This is a genomic window from Leuconostoc litchii (genome assembly GCF_008107645.1).
Lineage (GTDB): Bacteria > Bacillota > Bacilli > Lactobacillales > Lactobacillaceae > Leuconostoc > Leuconostoc litchii.
Genome location: NZ_SDGY01000001.1, coordinates 737,820 through 756,393 on the forward strand (window position 1 = coordinate 737,820; position 18,574 = coordinate 756,393).

13 protein-coding genes are annotated in these 18,574 nt (G+C 37.0%); 2 read left to right on the forward strand and 11 right to left on the reverse strand.

Translation table 11 applies throughout. The features are described 5' to 3' along the window. Window positions 1-30 precede the first annotated feature (30 nt). The 9 genes from ESZ47_RS03660 to glmS form a co-directional block, all read right to left on the reverse strand. Window positions 31-1,443, reverse strand: coding sequence for an RsmF rRNA methyltransferase first C-terminal domain-containing protein (locus ESZ47_RS03660; protein ID WP_148604845.1), 1,413 nt, complete (start codon window positions 1,441-1,443; stop codon window positions 31-33). Then, a complete protein-coding gene (gene rbsK / locus ESZ47_RS03665) occupies window positions 1,443-2,354 on the reverse strand; it encodes a ribokinase (protein WP_148604847.1) in 912 nt (303 codons plus the stop codon). The genes ESZ47_RS03660 and rbsK overlap by 1 nt, the downstream gene beginning before the upstream one ends. 130 nt (window positions 2,355-2,484) lie before the next feature. Then, on the reverse strand, window positions 2,485-2,892 hold the full coding sequence (locus ESZ47_RS03670) for a phosphate-starvation-inducible protein PsiE (protein ID WP_148604849.1): 408 nt from the start codon (window positions 2,890-2,892) through the stop codon (window positions 2,485-2,487). Window positions 2,893-2,961: 69 nt separating this feature from the next. Continuing rightward, window positions 2,962-7,275 carry a PolC-type DNA polymerase III gene (locus ESZ47_RS03675; protein WP_148604851.1) on the reverse strand — a complete coding sequence of 1,438 codons (4,314 nt, stop codon included), beginning with the start codon at window positions 7,273-7,275 and terminating at the stop codon, window positions 2,962-2,964. Between the two features lie 55 nt (window positions 7,276-7,330). Continuing rightward, a complete protein-coding gene (locus ESZ47_RS03680; RefSeq protein ID WP_148604852.1) occupies window positions 7,331-9,049 on the reverse strand; it encodes a proline--tRNA ligase in 1,719 nt (572 codons plus the stop codon). Window positions 9,050-9,099: 50 nt separating this feature from the next. Then, window positions 9,100-10,353 (reverse strand): RIP metalloprotease RseP, encoded by a 1,254-nt coding sequence (gene rseP, locus ESZ47_RS03685; RefSeq protein WP_148604854.1) that lies wholly within the window; start codon window positions 10,351-10,353, stop codon window positions 9,100-9,102. Between the two features lie 54 nt (window positions 10,354-10,407). Further along, the gene (locus tag ESZ47_RS03690) at window positions 10,408-11,202 is read right to left on the reverse strand and encodes a phosphatidate cytidylyltransferase (protein WP_148604856.1); all 795 of its coding nucleotides are present in this window, start codon (window positions 11,200-11,202) and stop codon (window positions 10,408-10,410) included. A gap of 5 nt (window positions 11,203-11,207) precedes the next feature. Beyond that, window positions 11,208-11,981, reverse strand: a complete 774-nt coding sequence (locus tag ESZ47_RS03695) for an isoprenyl transferase (RefSeq protein WP_148604858.1) — start codon at window positions 11,979-11,981, stop codon at window positions 11,208-11,210. A gap of 117 nt (window positions 11,982-12,098) precedes the next feature. Continuing rightward, the gene (glmS, locus tag ESZ47_RS03700) at window positions 12,099-13,904 is read right to left on the reverse strand and encodes a glutamine--fructose-6-phosphate transaminase (isomerizing) (protein ID WP_148604859.1); all 1,806 of its coding nucleotides are present in this window, start codon (window positions 13,902-13,904) and stop codon (window positions 12,099-12,101) included. Between the two features lie 207 nt (window positions 13,905-14,111). Between glmS and ade the strand changes: the two genes are divergently transcribed. Together ade and ESZ47_RS03710 are read left to right on the forward strand one after the other, a co-directional pair. Continuing rightward, window positions 14,112-15,767, forward strand: coding sequence for an adenine deaminase (ade, locus tag ESZ47_RS03705; protein ID WP_148604861.1), 1,656 nt, complete (start codon window positions 14,112-14,114; stop codon window positions 15,765-15,767). A gap of 6 nt (window positions 15,768-15,773) precedes the next feature. Beyond that, window positions 15,774-16,271: a hypothetical protein gene (locus ESZ47_RS03710; RefSeq protein WP_148604863.1), complete on the forward strand. Its 498-nt coding sequence runs from the start codon at window positions 15,774-15,776 to the stop codon at window positions 16,269-16,271. 29 nt (window positions 16,272-16,300) lie between these two features. Here the strand turns inward: ESZ47_RS03710 and mgtE are convergent, their stop codons facing one another. Together mgtE and ESZ47_RS03720 are read right to left on the reverse strand one after the other, a co-directional pair. Continuing rightward, a complete protein-coding gene (gene mgtE / locus ESZ47_RS03715) occupies window positions 16,301-17,665 on the reverse strand; it encodes a magnesium transporter (RefSeq protein WP_148604865.1) in 1,365 nt (454 codons plus the stop codon). Window positions 17,666-17,669: 4 nt separating this feature from the next. Beyond that, window positions 17,670-18,569, reverse strand: a complete 900-nt coding sequence (locus tag ESZ47_RS03720; protein WP_148604867.1) for an RluA family pseudouridine synthase — start codon at window positions 18,567-18,569, stop codon at window positions 17,670-17,672. Between the last annotated feature and the right edge of the window lie 5 nt (window positions 18,570-18,574).

An 18,574-nucleotide genomic window follows, 5' to 3' on the forward strand; every position in this document is an offset into this window, starting at 1 on the left:
TTTTTTTAAATACAATTGTTATCAATAATGTCAATTCTTAACCACAAACCTCAAGCCTTTTGGAAAAAAGTTTTTGATTTGACCATTAACATACCGACCCCATCCGGCACCATTCCCATTTGCAACCATTAATACCCAACCTTTTTTTAATTCTATTGTTGTTTGAATAACATCCCCATGAACAAATTTTTGCCAGTCTTCCTCTCCCATGACATAAGTTTGTAATAATTCATCTGGATGTGCGGACAATGCTAAGGCATGAGCAGGTTCAAATCGATTTTTCTTAAATGTTCCTAATTCAAGTCCTAAACGTAATATTTTCATGCCGGTAATATCTGGCGTACCAACCGGTGACAAATATAATCGTTCACCAAATAGCACGTAATCTTGATCGCCTTGAGTAAAATCAATAAAAGTATCCTCTAAAAATGCTTTCAAAATTCGCTGTTGGTCTCTGCTTAATGGCTTTCTCTCAGGAGACTTTGTAGCCAAATCCAAATTTGGCTCACTATTTCCCGCCTTTACAAGCTTTGCCACAAAATGTCCTTCCCCGTCTAACTTATGTGGCCACAATCTCGCGGCACCTTTTAGTTCATCTTGATTAAAAGATTCACTTTTAGTAGCCCCATTAACAAATTGCGCATCAGCCCATTCAGGACGAGCATCACTAATGTGTGACATTTCTGGCTTTTCAATAGATACTAAATCGAATTCTGGATATGTTGACATTAACCACCTGATAATTTGTTCATCTTCTTCTGGTGCAAAAGTACAAGTCGAATAAACAAATTGCCCCCCTGGGCGCAACATTTTAACAGCTTCGCTAATTATTTCGCGTTGACGAGTCGCATTTTCCTCTGGGTAATTCTCATGCCAATATCCTATCGCATCTTTATCCTTACGGAACATACCTTCTCCAGAGCATGGTGCATCTAACAAAATTTTATCAAAAAAAAGTGGTAGCTTAGCACTTAATTCAGCCGGAGTATGCGAACTAACAATAGCATTTTTAATGCCCATACGTTCAATGTTTTCACTCAAAACTTTTGCACGGTTTAGAAAAATTTCATTCGACCATAGTAAGCCTTTTTGTTGCATAAAAGAAGCAAGATGCGTTGACTTACCACCAGGCGCAGCCGCCAGATCAAGCACACGCTCACCTGGTTCTGGGTGACTAACTTCACCAACAAATTGTGCAGATGGTTCTTGTGAGTAGACTAATCCTGTAACATGATCAATTGAATGTCCGTCAACTAGACCAAAATACCCCCATTGCCCATAAGGTACTTGTCCCTCTTTAGGCGTATCCCTAAGAATAGTTTGGGCTTTTAATGGATTAATACGATAAGCTTTTTTCGCTGGTTTTTCAAAACTCTCTAAAAATGCCTCGAATTCAATGCCAAGAAGTCTTTGATATTTATTTTTAAATTCTAAAGGTAACATTAGTAATTATCCACTTCATCTGAGGTTGGGATTGAAGGAATTGCACCTGGACGTGTAACTGCAATCGCACTTGCAATGTTAGCACGTTGCACAGCTTCTTCTAAATTACTAAAGTCCGGTTCAATAACGCTGGCTAACGTACCAATAAATGTGTCCCCAGCTGCAGTTGTGTCTTGCGCATCAACTTTTTGCGGTTGTGCCCACCATCTTTTCTTGCCGTCGGCAATAAATGAACCAGCGTCACCAAGTGTAATAATACTACGACTAACACCTTTTGCTTGCAGTTCGTCACTAACACGATTCAAAACACCTTCATCGTTGATCACTGTAATCCCAGTTAATAATTGTGCTTCCGTTTCATTAGGCAAAACAATATCAGTCACCGCCATTAATTCAGGTGTTAAATCGTATACAGCTGGCGCTGGATTAAGAATTGTCTGTACGTTGTTTTCTTTAGCAATTTTAAAAGCAGCTAAAATCACCTCAAAAGGTACTTCAAATTGTGCAACCAATACATCTGCTTCAGCAATTAACGCGTGGTTCAAATCACCAACCGTCAATGCCTGATTAGCACCACCATGAAGCAAAATAGTGTTAGCACCACTTTCTTGCAGCATAATGTATGCAGTCCCAGTAGGAACTTCACTATTTGTAGATACTGCATCAACATTGACCCCATTAGTAAGCAAAGTAGCTCGCATAAATTGACCATTAGCATCATTTCCAACAGCCCCAATGAATGATACATTCGCACCTTGCCTAGCAGCAGCTACAGCTTGATTCGCTCCCTTACCACCTGGCGCTGTAGTAACTTCAGTAAGTGCCATCGTTTCACCAACAAGTGGCATACGTGGCATTTTCATAATATTATCGACATTCAAACTGCCGAGTACGACGATTTTTTTAGTCATCATTCCATCCAATATAATAAAATTCTTTTACTAATCATAACATGAATTAACCCTTGTAAATATAGAAAACAATTGTTTCAACAAAATAAAAAGCTAACTATTCACCGTTAGCTTTCCAAACTGATGATTTTTACGATTGTTTTTTGGGCTTAAAATAACGATAAATTGCCTGTGCTGATATTAATAAGAATATAGCGGCAGCCAACATGAGTGTTTTATAAGTTTGATCATGGTAAACCAACATGGCACGTACAATCGCTGTCACACCAATATACAAGAAATTATTGGTAGAAATATGTGCATCTTTAACAAAATATTCACGACCTAATCCTAAAAATTCAAAAAACAAAAAAACAATTAAAATTTGTTCAGCTAATTCGGTAAAATGGCCTGAAATATCTTGAATTGTCAACATTGCTGCCAAACTCCAAATTTCACGTATTAGAAATCCAAATATAACAACGCCAATTAAAATCATCATAATGTTTAAGACATATTCATAATATCCGGCTACTTTTTGATGCCATTCATGTTTCATATTTTTTCCTCCCACAATATTGACAGGTATGGCAATACTTATATCTATATCCAAAGTGTAACATAATCACTAGAAATCAAACAAACTTAACTGATTTTCATCTGGTAATCCATCTAAAACTGAATGTAAGGTCATAAATTCAATGATTGTTTGCGAAACCTTACCACGTTTTTTCAAGTCTTCTTTACTCAAAAATGCCTTTTCCGTACGAGCAGCTACAATCTGTTTAGCAACATTATCACCTAGTCCTGGCAACGAAACAAATGGTGGAATCAAAGTGTCTCCATCAATTACCCATTCTAATGCTTCTGATTTGTTTAAATCAACCATAGCAAAAGTAATATTACGTTCAAGTGCCTCATTAGCCATTTCTAATACCGTTAATAAGTTTTTGTCACCAACAGTAGCATCATTACCGAGTGATCTAAGTTTTTGAATTGCTGTTTTGGTTGCTTCTTTTCCTCGACTCATCGCCACAATGTCAAAAGCATCAGCACGTACCGAAAAGTATGTTGCGTAATATATTGTTGGAAAATAAACCTTGAAATAAGCAATTCGTAGTGCCATAAGAACATATGCAGCAGCGTGAGCACGTGGGAACATATATTTAATTTTTAACATGGATTGAATATACCATTCGGGAATTTTAGCTTCACGCAATTGTTTTTGATATTCTTCGGTGATACCTTTACCCTTACGTACTTTCTCCATAATGTTGAAGGCATCAGCTGCTGGAAATCCCCAGTTAATTAAGTCGGTCATAATTTTATCACGAGTTCCGATAACCGTTCCGATAGTTGCTGTTCCATTCTCAATTAACTCATTCGCGTTACCTAACCAAACATCGGTCCCATGCGATAACCCAGAAATCTGTAATAATTCTGAATATGTATGTGGTTGCGTTTCAACTAACATCCCCCGCACAAAATTGGTTCCAAATTCTGGTAATCCGAGTGTACCTGTATTGGAGAAAATTTGTTCAGGTGTAACACCTAGAGCTTCTGTTGAAGTAAATAAACTCAATACTCCTGGATCATTTGCTGGAATTGATTGCGGGTCAATTCCCGACATATCTTTTAGCGTACGAACCATAGTTGGGTCATCATGACCTAAAATATCCATTTTAAGTAAATTATCATGAATAGAATGATAATCCATATGCGTTGTTTGCCAAAGCGATTTCTGATCATCTGCAGGATATTGAATTGGCGTAAAATCATATACCTCATATTCACGTGGCACAATCAAAATACCGCCCGGATGTTGCCCTGTTGTGCGCTTTACACCTGTCATACCCTGTGCTAATCGCTCAACTTCAGCACTTCGATAGTGTTCTTCATGTTCTCGTTCGTATGCTTTAACATAACCAAAAGCTGTTTTTTCAGCAACAGTAGCAATCGTCCCAGCTCTATAAACATTATGCTCTCCGAACAAAACTTTCATGTAATTGTGAGCAATTGGTTGATAATCACCAGAAAAATTCAAATCAATATCTGGCACTTTATTTCCAGTGAATCCCATAAAAGTCTCGAAAGGAATATTTTGTCCATCGCCAATTAAAAATTCACCTGGATGATTTGGATCTTCTTTTTCTGGTAAATCATATCCTGATTCATACTCTTTCGGATCTACTAATTCAAAATAATCACCGTGTGCAGATCGATAATGTGGTGGAAGCGGATTAACTTCTGTAATACCAGACATAGTCGCTACAAATGATGAACCGACCGATCCACGTGAACCAACTAAATAACCATCTTTAACTGACTTTGCAACAAGTCGTTGGGCGATAATATAGTGAGGCGCAAAACCATTTCCAATAATTGCTTTTAATTCTTGATCAATTCGTGCTTGAATCTCTGCTGGAATTGGATTACCATACCACTCTTTAACCGTACGATAAGTTTTTTCAGTTAATTCATCCGCAGCACTAGGAATGTTTGGTGGATAAGATCCACTTTTTAATGGCTCAATATTTTCTAGCATATTAACAATCAAATGTGTATTATCGATTACCAATTTTTTCGCTAGATCTTTGCCCATAAATGAATAGTCATCTAATAAATCTTGTGTCGTTCTAAAATACAAATCTGGTAGTTCAGTTCTATTTTGCGGATTTCCAGGCTGCGTAGCAATTAAAATACTACGATAGATCTTATCTTCTGGATTAGTATACTTCACATCACTAGTAACAGCAACTGGCTTTTTTAGCTTATCACCAATAGCTACCATATCCTTTAAAATTTCTTGTAGCTTCTGGTTATCCGCAATTAATCCTGATTCTATCATTGGCTGGTAGTTAGCTGTTGGTTGCACTTCAATAAAATCGTAATATGAGGCTTTCTTTTCGGCTTCCTGACGACCCTTTTCGATGAGCGTAATAATGACATCGCCGCCAGTATCACCTGTACCAACAATTAATCCCTCGCGATATTGTTCTAAAATAGACCGTGGAATACGTGGTACTCGTGCAAAAAAATCAATATTTGATCTCGATACTAGTTTATATAGATTCTTTAAGCCAATTGCATTTTGAACCAATAACGTTGCGTGAACTGGACGGCCATGTTTCCAAGCATCCCCATCAGTCATGTGATCATTTAATTCATTATGGCGTGTCAAATTATAACGTTCTTTGGCTTCTTTTACTAACCGCCATGCAATATGTCCGGTAGTTTCAGCATCAAAAATTGCTCGGTGAGCTTGTTCAAGATTAATATTAAATCGTTTGGCTATTGTTCCTAATCTATAAGACTTGTAATCTGGGTACAACCATCTTGTAAGTGGCAAAGTATCAATGACAGCATTTGAGATAATTGGCTCATCATATCTCGCATAGGCTGCGTTCATGAAGCCTACATCAAATGTGACATTATGACCTACCAATACTGCACTGCCACACCATTCACGAAATCGTTTAATGATATTTTCTTCTGTATCCGAATTGGCAACCATTGCATCCGTAATCGATGTCAATTTTGTTGTGAACTCTGATAACGGGAATCCAGGATTAATATATTCAGAAAACTTATCAATCACGTTTCCTAATTGCATTTTGACAGCTGACAATTCGATAATTCGATCGGTCACCGCTGACAATCCAGTTGTCTCTAAATCAAAAGCGACAAAGATCGTATCTTTACCTAACAATTCAGTGTTATCTAAATTAAAGCCAATAGGCTCTCCGTCTTCAACTAAATTGGCTTCCATCCCATAAATCATTTTCAAGTCATTTTTAGCACCTGCTGCTGAAGCTTCAGGGAATCCTTGCACATTTCCTGTATCAGTAACAGCTAGTGCCGTTTGACCCCAACTTTTTGCCAATTTTGCTACACCTGAGAAATTTGTCACAGCATCCATTGAAGACATATTGGTATGTGCATGCAACTCAATGTGCTTTTCTTCACCTTGATAGGTTTCTTGACGATTAGCATGATCTACAACTTGCAAATCATAAATATTCATCACTAATTCACGAGCATACTGATCTTCTTGAATATTACCACTCAAACGAACCCACAATCCAGCTTTTAAATTTTCAAAAACTGCTTCATCATTTTCATTATTTGAAAATTTCTTTGCAGAAATTGAGCTTGAATAGTCTGTTAATTTTAGTGTGAGTAGTTTACGCCCAGAGCGCAATTCTCTAGTTTCTTCAGCAAAAATATAACCTTCTATTACAACACGATTTTCTTCACTATCAATGCTATCTAATCTTGTAATTTCGGCATCAGCAGCAATTTTTCTACCTAAAACTAACGGCACACCCTCACTAGATGTTTTAGGCTTTGATTGTTCATTAGCCACTATGGCTTTTTGTAAATCTTCACGTGCCTTTGCATGATGTTGTGCCACATTATCTTGTATTTCTTGTTCTAATTGTTCATCAAGCTTGGGGGTAAGTTCAATCTGTAAAAAACCAAACCTATGATATACGTCCGTAATTGACGAAATAACTTCAGCAGATAAAGCTCTATATAACATTTCTGCCCCCACAGCAACATCAAACTGATTATTACCATTTTCTTTTAGGACAGTATTACTAACCAATTGTTGTTTTGTTGCATGGTTTAGGTTTGATTCTTGTAAAGCCAAATGCCAGTATGTGTTAACAATTTCTTCATTAACATGCTGAACTGACGTCGTAATATCAAGCTGAGTTGCCGCAACATTAGTAAAAGCTTTTTTCAAATACTGATTAAACTGCAAATAAACATTGACAGGCAATATGTTTTGAATTTCTATATGAAATAACCAGATTCTTTGGCTAACTGAGACATCTACCTGTAACAAGCTACCATTGTGAAAGTATTTATATAGCTCATCTGGTAATTGAATTTGACTAATCAAATGTTGCAATTGTTCTTGTTGGGTTAATTTCATTTTATCCTCTATATTGAGTAAAAAAGCCGATGGATTATCGGCTAATTAAAAATAGTTATTTTTCTGACGCATTTAATAAGACTGAAACAGAATCAACCACTTCGCTAACTCGCATTTCAATATTTGTGTTACTTGCCCGAACCTTAACCTCTACCACATCTTCATTAGCTTTCTTACCAACTGTAATACGAATTGGTAAACCAAGCAAATCAGCATCAGCGAATTTAACACCAGCGCGCTCTTTACGATCATCAACCAAGACTTCCATCCCCTGAGCCACTAACAATGTTTCTAGTTGTTCTGCAACGCGAGCTTGATCTTCATCTTTCATATTAATTGGTACGATATGAACATCAAAAGGTGCAACACTGGCTGGCCATACCAGACCATCTTCATCTGCTCTTTGTTCAGCAATAGCACTTAGTAAGCGTGAAACACCGATACCATATGAACCCATAATAACATCAGTTTGGCGACCATTGTTATCCAAAACTTGCGCACCTAACGTCTTAGAATATCGTGTACCTAATTTAAAGATGTGTCCAATTTCGATTCCTGAGGTAAATTGTAATTTACCTTTACCATCAACAGCTAAGTCACCTTCATGGACTACACGGAAATCATTAATATTCTCTGCAGGTAGTTTAACATCGCGATTCCAATTAATATTTACGTAATGCTGGCCATCTTCATTAGCGCCTGCAGCAAAATTTGCCAAATCAGCTGCTCGTTCATCAACTAATAATTTAATATTTTCTGGTAACCCTACTGGACCCAAAGAACCAAAACCAGCTCCTACAACTTTACGAACAGCGTCTTCGTCAGCCATAACTAATGAATCTACGTGTAAATAATTTTGTACTTTAACTTCGTTAATTTCAAAATCACCAGTTGTTATGACAGCAACTAACTCTTCGTCAGCCAAAAACATAATTGTTTTAACCAATTGATTTCGAGGCTTGTCCAAAAATACAGCTACATCATCAATTGTTTTTTCATTTGGGGTAGCAATTTTTTTAAGGTCTAATTGTGCTGCTTTTGATGGCTGACGTTCATAGAAGTCTTTAGCCATTTCCAAATTAGCTGCATAATCCGTGGCATCAGAATAAGCAATTGTGTCTTCACCTGCAGCAGCAGGCGCAGAAAACTCTTTTGAATCAGATCCCCCCATGGCTCCTGCATCACCAACTATTGCTCGATACTGAAGTCCCAGACGATTAAAGATATTAATATATGCTTCTTCCATATTATGAAAAGCTTCATCAAGCCCTTCTTGATCGGCACTAAATGAATAAGCATCTTTCATGATGAATTCACGTGTTCGAAGCAGTCCAAAACGTGGTCGATTTTCATCTCTGAATTTAGCCTGAATTTGATAAACTGTGAGCGGTAACTTCTTATAAGACTTAATTTCATCAGCAATTAATTGCGTAAATGTTTCCTCATGAGTAGGGCCTAAAATGAAATCACGTTCTTGTCGATTTTTAAGCTTATATAATGCTGGTCCGTATGTCTCATAACGACCTGAACGTTGCCATAACTCAGCTGGCAATACTTCCGGCACCAGCATTTCATTGGCATCAATTTTGCTCATTTCTTCGCGAATAATAGCCTCTATTTTGTTCAACACTCGCTTAGCTAATGGTAAATATGAAAACATACCTGCTGCAATAGGACGAATGTAACCAGCTTTTAGCAACAACTGATGACTCTTGACTTCAGCTTCTGCAGGAATATCCCGTAAAGTTGGCATTAATAATTTCGATTGTTTCATAAAATCCCCTTATTATTTTTCTCAATTATGTACGGTGCAAAAAGCACCTATTATCTTAGAATATCGTTGACAGTGACTGCAATCATTAAAATAATCATGAATACTGCACCAACAACCGTTACGCCGCTCTCGAATGATTGTGGTAAAGGACGTCTTAATATTGCCTCTAACAAGTTCAAAATAATTTTACCACCATCTAATGCTGGAATTGGAATTAAATTCATAATTCCTAAATTCACTGATAACATCGCCATAAATACTAAAATGTTTAAAAAACCTGTTTTAGCTACAGAAGATGTTGTCTTGGCAATTGATACAGGCCCACCAAGTTTGTCAAGGCTAAATCCACCTGTAAACAAATGTGTCAAAGCATACCATATTCTCCCAACGGTAGCACCCGTATTAATCAAACCATATTTCAAACGAGAAAGTATGTCTGTATGTGTTAATTCCACAATCCCAATTTGGTTCGTCTTTACACCATTTATTTTAACAGTTTTTGGTGTTACTTCAACTTGTTTTTTATTACCATCACGCAGTATGCTAACTATCAGTTGCTTTTCATTTGAACTACTAATTTCATTAGCGACTTTATTCCATGTTCCTGTTGTTACGCCATTAATCGCTGTAATTTTATCACCGGATTTCAAACCGGCACGCTCAGCTGGCATATTTTTTTGAACAGTTCCAACAACTGGCTCATTTAAACTCACGCTAGAGATTGTCAGTCCTAATCCAGAAAAAACAATCAGTGCTAGTAGGAAATTCATTATCGGACCAGCAATATTAATCAATATACGTTTCCAGACCACTGTGCTCTGTAACCATACATCACGCGGTGCAACTTGAACTTCAACACCATTTTCTTCGATGATAGTAGCATCGTGATGAACACTAATTATTGTCATTTCCGACTCATTATTCAAGTATCCTGTCAGTGTCAAAGCATCAGTTAGATCAAATGAATCAACTTGAAATGGCAAACCAATACCTGCTTCATCGACTCGCGTATCTAATTTTGTAACTTTACCTTGAGCATCTAATGTTAATCTTAAGCGTTGCCCTGCGTCCAAATCTGGCTCTTCATCCATACCAGCCATACGTACATAACCACCCACAGGCAATATTCGTATAGTATAAGCGGTATGATTACGATTCCAACTTAATAATTTTGGCCCCATTCCTATTGCAAACTCACGAACCAACACACCTGATTTTTTTGCAACAATAAAATGTCCGAACTCATGTACAGTGACAATCACACCAAACACAAATAAAAAAGCAATAATTGATGTAATATTCATAACATTTTCACCCACTTGATTTGATTCAAATTATATTTTATCAAATCATTTCTTTTAGTTTAATATGCCTAACACAGCCATCATAGGCATAACAATTAACATTGAATCAAAACGATCTAATATACCACCATGTCCTGGTAAAATGTTTCCTGAGTCTTTTACACCATAGTGTCTCTTCAAACCTGATTCTATTAAATCACCCAATTGACCAGCTATCGACAAAATAACAGTAAATACCAGTAACTCAATAAAACTATATGCTGGTAACCAATGGAAAATAGTAAATAATGCTGGTACAAGGATAACCGCTACCACACTACCGCCGACAGAGCCTTCCCAAGTCTTGTTAGGACTAATCTTAGGTGCTAGCTTTGTTTTTCCGATAGCACGTCCAACCATATATGCACCTGAATCAGTAATCCAAACAATTAGCATACCAAACATAACAGTGGCTAAATTCTTGTTATCAGCTTGAAAAAAGTAGTGGAACCCTGTTCCAACATACACGATAGCCAATGCCAATGTACCGGCATCATCAAAATTAAAATGATTACGGCTCAATACCGTATGCAATAATAACAGGAATACAATAATATAAAAAATTACGTTTGAATTAATTTGGAATGGCATGCTATTCCAAACATCTTTGGGTAAAGTAATGACAATAACACCCAAGAAACTGAGTAGCGCTTCCGCAGAGATAAAAAAACGATGCTTCATGCGTAATATTTCACTGATACCGACAACTGCCATCACAACTGTTAATACTAAAAGAGGTATATCACCAATAATCAATAGTGGTACAAATATAATCAAAGCAACAATTGCCGTAATAACACGTGTTTTCATTAAATTTACTTCTCACTTTCATCTTTGAGACCGCCAAACCGACGATCTCGTTTAGTATAAGATTGAACAGCCAACAACAAATCATCTGCAGAGTAGTCTGGCCAAAGAACATCTGTAAAATATAATTCAGAATAAGCTGCCTGATATGGTAAAAAGTTACTTAATCTTAATTCTCCAGACGTACGAATCATTAAGTCTGGCGCAGCCAAATCACCTAAATGGGCCGTTTGTAGAGCTGTAGCAAAAGTCGTGGAATTAATATCAGCTATGTTAATTTGCCCCTTTTCAACTGCTTCAGCTATTACTTTGGTAGCATTAACAATTTCAACCTGTCCACCATAGTTCATAGCAAAATTTAATATCATACCTGTCCCACCGGCTGTTTGTTCTACAGCCTGCAAAACCGCATTTCGTGTGGCATTAGGAAGTGCTTCGATATTACCAGTAATGGCAACACGGATATTATTTTTAATTAAATCTGGGACAAAATCATTGAAAAAATTAATAGGTAATTGCATTAAAAAATTGACTTCATCACTAGGTCGAGACCAATTTTCAGTTGAAAAAGCGTACAATGTTAACACTTTAACACCTAATTCACTCGCAGAAGAGGAAATGCGTTTTACAGTATTCATCCCTGCTTTATGGCCAGCAGCACGTGGCATCATACGTTTTTTCGCCCAACGGCCATTACCATCCATAATAATTGCTATGTGTTGCGGAATTTTTAGTTGAGCATCATCAATAACGATACTCTCTTTTGTTTTAAAAAGCGCCAAAACGCTCCTCCTTCGTATGCAATGTTTTTTGCACAATGGTATCTAGTACATTTTACCAGAATGAAACGCTTCACACAAAAAAATTCGATAAGAATATTCCTACCGAATCCCTTATTGTCACTGCACCGTAACACTTTTAGCTAAGTTTCTTGGACGATCAACATCTAGTCCTCGATCCAGCGTAGCGTAATATGCTATTAATTGAGCCGGAATGACTTCTAATAATGGCATGAGTAATTCGTTAACTTCTGGCAAAATATAAGCATCTCCTGCTTTTGACAATGCTTTCGTTGACAATACAATTGTGTTCGCACCTCGAGCAGCAACTTGTGCAATTTCTCCACGAACTAAACCAGCAGTTCTGGCTTGCGTAAGTAATGCAAAAACAGGTGTGCCATCTTCAATCAATGAAATAGTACCATGTTTTAACTCTCCAGCAGCAAAGCCTTCTGTTTGTACATAAGAAATTTCTTTCAATTTTAATGCTGCTTCAACTGCCACAGCAGCATCTAATCCACGTCCAATATAAAATGCTGAACGCTGACCAGATAACGATTGCTCTGCTATAGCCTTAAAGTCTTCTTTTTGATCGGAAATCACTTGCATTTCAACAGCTACTTTAGCCAATTCAAGCTTCAAATCTAATCCTGATTGGCCAATTGCATGCGCCAAGATAGCTTCCACACTAATTTGTGCTGTATATGCTTTTGTTGAAGCAACTGCTATTTCAGGACCCGCAAGTAATGGTAAAGCAAAATTAGCCTCTCGAGTTAATGTTGAGTTCATCACATTAGCAATGGTTAATGTTGGATAACCTTGCTTCATGATATTATCTAAAACTTCACGAGAATCCGCTGTTTCACCAGACTGACTAAGGAAGATAAAGAATGGTTTTTTGCTTAACAGCGGTTGATCATAGGCAAACTCTGAGGCAATATGAACTTCGGTTGGTAAATTAGCCCACTGTTCAAAATAACGCTTGCCAACCAAGCCCGCATGATAAGATGTACCAGCAGCCACAATATATAGACGATCTGCTGCTCTCATTGCATCAATGATTTGCGGATCAATATTTCGAATGTTGTTCTCGTCATCAAAATAATGCTGTGAAAGTGTACGTGTTACAATTGCTTGTTCATCAACCTCCTTTAACATATAGTAAGGATAGACACCTTTATCAGTTTCAGAAGCATCAATATCTAAATGGAATGGTAAGCGAGTGATTTGTTGGCCTTCTGCATTAAATAATGTCACTTGGTCTTTTTTAATAATAGCAACTTCATCATCCATTAATTCAATAAAATCATGTGTAACATCAAGCATAGCAGCTGCATCAGAAGTAACAACATTTCCTTGTTCAGAAACGCCAATTAACAAAGGACTCTTCTTTTTTGCTGTATACATTACACCTGGCGTTTGACGATCCATCAACAAGAATGCGTAAGCTGAATTTCCATCTAGCAAACTAATCATTTTTTTAAAAGCATCAACTGCCTCTAAGTGTTCTTCTTTAGAAAATTTATCAATCAATTGTACGGCAACTTCTGTATCAGTCTCAGAATGAAGTTCAATGTCTTGCAAATAAGTATCACGTAACACGTCATAGTTTTCAATCACGCCATTGTGAGCTAAATAAAAACGACCATCAGTTGAAGCATGTGGATGAGCATTTTCAACAGATACACCACCATGAGTCGCCCAACGTGTATGTGCAATTCCAGATGTACCCTTGATATTCGTTCCTACCGTCGCACGTTCTAAATCAGCGACACGCCCAGTTTCTTTAACTAAGTAATCTCCTTGATCACCATCATTAACATAAACACCAGCTGAATCATAACCTCGATATTCTAACTTTTCTAATCCTTTTAATAATGTTGGTAGTACCTGATTAAAACTAGTAAACCCTACAATTCCGCACATTTATATAGCCCTACTTTCAAAAATGGTTTATTTTATAATATCATTAACAAGTGCTATTTTACACAGACAAAAAGACATTGTCAAACATTTAAATCATATTGGTATACCTCATTTATAAAAATTGGTACAACACTTTTCATCAGAATAGCTACCCTAACTTATGTGACTTTGTGGTATCATATAAAAAAATTGAAGGTGAGACAAATTGTGACAAAAATAGTTAGCTGGCATATCAAAAATGCTAAAGTCCTAGATGTATTTAACTTAAAATTTGAAGATACAGAATTATGGATTGAAAATGACAAAATACTATATCGTGGTACAAGGAACGACTTAACAGCCATCAATACTTTTGATGCTGGTGGGCGCTACATTGCACCGGGGTTAATTGATTCGCATTTACATATTGAGAGCTCGCTGCTGACACCGAGCGAATTTGGAAAATTAGTATTGTCGCATGGTATTACCAGAATATTTGCTGACCCACATGAAATTGCTAGTGTTGCTGGCGTATCAGGCATTCAGTATATGTTGGAAGATGCCAAGCAAACGCCATTGCACATTCACTATATGTTGCCTTCCTCCGTGCCAGCAACCCCATTTGAGCATGCTGGTGCCACACTACATGCAGATGCCTTGAAGCCATTCTACAGCATACCTGAAATTAATGGTTTAGCAGAAGTCATGGATTTTCCTGCAGTTGCAAATGCTGATCCAGATATGTTACAAAAAATCAAAGATGCTAAAGAAGCTAACAGGCATGTTGATGGACATGCCGCTGGTCTATCTTCTGAACAACTTGCCATCTATCGAAAAGTTGGCATTGACACTGACCATGAAAGCGAAACAGCTAAGGAAGCACTAGAACGTTTAAATGCTGGATTTTCAGTTTTTGTACGGGAAGGGACTGTCGAACGTGATGAAAAAGCTATTCTGCCCGCAATCACTTTAGCTAATCATGACCACTTTTCCTTTGCAACTGATGACAAAACAGCTAGCGATATTCAAGATGAAGGTTCTATTGATTATAGTGTTAATCTTGCTATAGAAAATGGTATGGATCCAGCAATTGCTTTGAAACTAGCTACATATAACGCCGCACAAGCACACAAATTACAAAACATCGGTGCGTTAGCAGATGGCTTTGTCGCTGATTTAATTGTTTTTGAAGACCTCAATCACTTTAAAGTAGACAAGGTTATGGTAGATGGACAATGGTATCAAGACAATCATTCCACGGTAACACCACTAGCCAACCAATCTTTAAATTTCACATTAAGTCAGTCAGATATTAACTTACGCTTAGCTTCTAATCGACCAGCTCATATCATTAACATTACGCCACATCATATTACGACAGAACACACGATTGAAAACGTGCCAATTATTGATGGTCAATTCGTGCCAAATACCTCATTTGCAAAAATCGTTGTAGCAGAACGTTATCATAATCTTGGCCATGGTGTCGGTATCATCAAAGGCTTTAATTTGCAATCGGGAGCAATCGCTTCAACTATCGCTCATGACTCACATAATGTTATCATAGCAGGTGTCGACGATGAAGATATGATTTTGGCAGCAAATACACTTCATGAAATCGGTGGTGGACAAGTTGTCGTCAACCAAGGGAAAGTAACAACATTACCACTACCGATAGGTGGTCTAATGTCTGACCAACCTTTTGAAAAAGTTATCACAACAAATAACCAATTAAGAGAAGCTTTCTCTGAAATTAGCGATGTACCATTTGATCCATTCTTAACTTTATCTTTTATGGCGCTTCCAGTAATTCCGAGTTTGAAAATTACCGATCAAGGGTTATTCGACTTTGAACAGTTTAGTTTTATCAACATACAGGATTAATAAACTATGAAATCATTAAGCATATCACCAGAAAAATTATTAACATTAATCATTGGCAAACCTATTAATTTAGAAACCTCATTTAGGGGTCAATTATTGTTGTCTTCTATAAAAAATCAGGAAACTAATCTACCTTCTGAAATGGCAGGTGCAATTGCTGAAATTGATCATAACGGCCAAGTCAACTTTGTTAGTCTCGTTCACCCCTTTGCTATCAACCATCACGAAACCTTATTTGATATTGAAGACAATAGAATACATCGTGAACCATATAATTGGTTTGGGCCACAAGCATTAGTAATTGAGAAAAAAATGAAAGATTTTGCTCATCATTATGATGGACCCGTAACAGATGACGGTGCGATTCCACGTCAATATATTCCAGATAATATTGCTGAACCCATTATTCTATCAGATAAATATTGGCAAGATTATGCACAATTTGTCAATGACCCTGATGGTAGTTTTGCAAAACAAATCAAACCAATGTTTAATATTAAGTAAATAAAAAAGAGTACTTAGGTACTCTTTTTTTATGCGCCCATAAAATGAGAAATAAATAGTTGCGCAATATTAAAATAAATCAGGACTGATGTTAAATCCGACAAGGTTGTGATGAACGGTCCACTAGCTACTGCCGGATCCATACCTATTTTATCAATAAAAACAGGAATTAAATAACCAGCTAAATTAGCAACCATAATTGCAATTGACATCGCAATACCAACAGCAAGACCAAGTTGATAATTTTGTTTCCAGAAAGTGACAATAAGAAAAACAGAAAAACCAGTAGCTATGCCTACTAAGAAACCAGCTAAGATTTCACTTAGAAAGTTTTTAATCGCACTGTTTTCAGTCCCAACAGCCAAACGTCGTACTGCTAAAGCCAATGCTTGTGTTCCAGCATTACCAGCAGTTCCAGTAATAAGAGAAATAAAAACAGCAAGAATAGAAGCCTTTCGAACCAAGCCATCAAAAGAGCTAATTAATGTTGCAGTAGACATTCCCAACAAAAGTAAAGCAATTAACCATGGAATACGTTTTATCGCTGAGTGCCATGCTGTATCATCAGTTTGGCTAACGTTAACGGCAGCCAGTCCAGAATAATCTTCGACAGCCTCTTCATCAATGACATCGACAATATCATCAACTGTAATAACACCCAATAAGCGATCATTATCATCAGTTACGGGAATAGAAATAAAATTATAATCTGCCACGATTTGTGCGACATCCTGCTGATCATCTCCTGCTTTTACACTAATAATACGATCTTTGGTAATTTGTGAAACTAGCATATCATCAGGATGTGTTAATAAATCACGAAGAGAAATAACACCAATTAGTCTTTCTTGCTTATCTAATACATACACATAGTTAATGGCTTCCGCTTCTAAAGCTTGTTGTTTCACTAGCCGCATGACTTCATCAACACGTAAATCTTCTTCAACCGCAAGATATTCGATTGACATCAAGGATCCAGCCGTTTGTTCTTCATAATTAATAAGTTTACGAATATCTTCGGCTTCACCTTTGGGCATTAAACTTAAGTACGTAGCCACTAGACGAGTTGGCATTTTTTGTAAAATATCTACCTCGTTATCGGCATACATATCTCGTAAGATTTGAACGGCTTTTTGTGGTGGCATTTCTTGCAAAAGATCATCAATGTCATCTTCGTCAGCATCAATATTATCAAAAACAGTTGCTAGTGTGTCATTATCAAGCAAACGCCATGCTACTGCACGTAATTGCTCTGGTAAATCAATATAAACCTGTCCCATTTCATAATCATGCAGGGATTTAAATGACGTCACAAAACTATCATCTTGTCCTGAATGAAGTAAATCGGATAGATGATCAATATTTTGATGTAATTGTTCTGACTTTTCTTCCACTTCTCTACTCTACATCTTTCAAAATTTTCAAATCATCAGGCAACGATGTATTGAATTCACGATATTCTTCAATAAAAGGATCGTAAAATTTCATGTGATATGCATGCAATGCCTGTCTTTTCAGGCCATAACTTGCCGGACCACCATAAAGCGTATCCCCAACCAATGGATGCCCAATATTAGCAAAATGGACACGAATTTGGTGTGTTCTTCCCGTATGTAATTGTACCTTTACACGGGTCATATTTTGAATATCGTTTTCATAACGCTGTTCAACCCAATATTCTGTCCGAGACTTTTTCCCATCATTTCGAACTTCTCTTTTAATAAAATCACCGTCCATGCGACCTATCGGTGCATTAATGTCAGCATGATCTTCCGTTAGTATACCTGAAGGATATGCTAGATAAAATTTCTCAACAGTGTGTTCTTGTAACTGTTGATCTAAAACGGCATGAGCAAAACGATGCTTCGCTAATAAAACAATGCCTGATGTATCACGATCTAAACGGGTCACCACATGGGGAACCAAATCCTCAGCTTTAATCGTTTCAAGATGACCTTTTACTTGATTAACCAAAGTATGCAATCGGTCTGCATGACCAGGAACTGTTGTTACACCATAAGGTTTATCAACAACTAACCAATGCTCATTTTCAAATATGATGTTCAGTGGATTATAGTCTGGTGCAACCAAATCATTACTTTCCTCAGTAGGCATAATGATAGTTACTAAATCCCCATTTTTTAAATAATCAGATGTATAAACTGGCTTCTGATTAACCAAAATAGCCCCACCGTTGTGTTTCATTTGGCTGAACATTCTATGCGAGACACCATGACCCTGCAAAAAAGTACGCACTTTGCGCTGTTCATTTCCATTATATTTCCAAGTAAATTTCATAAGTT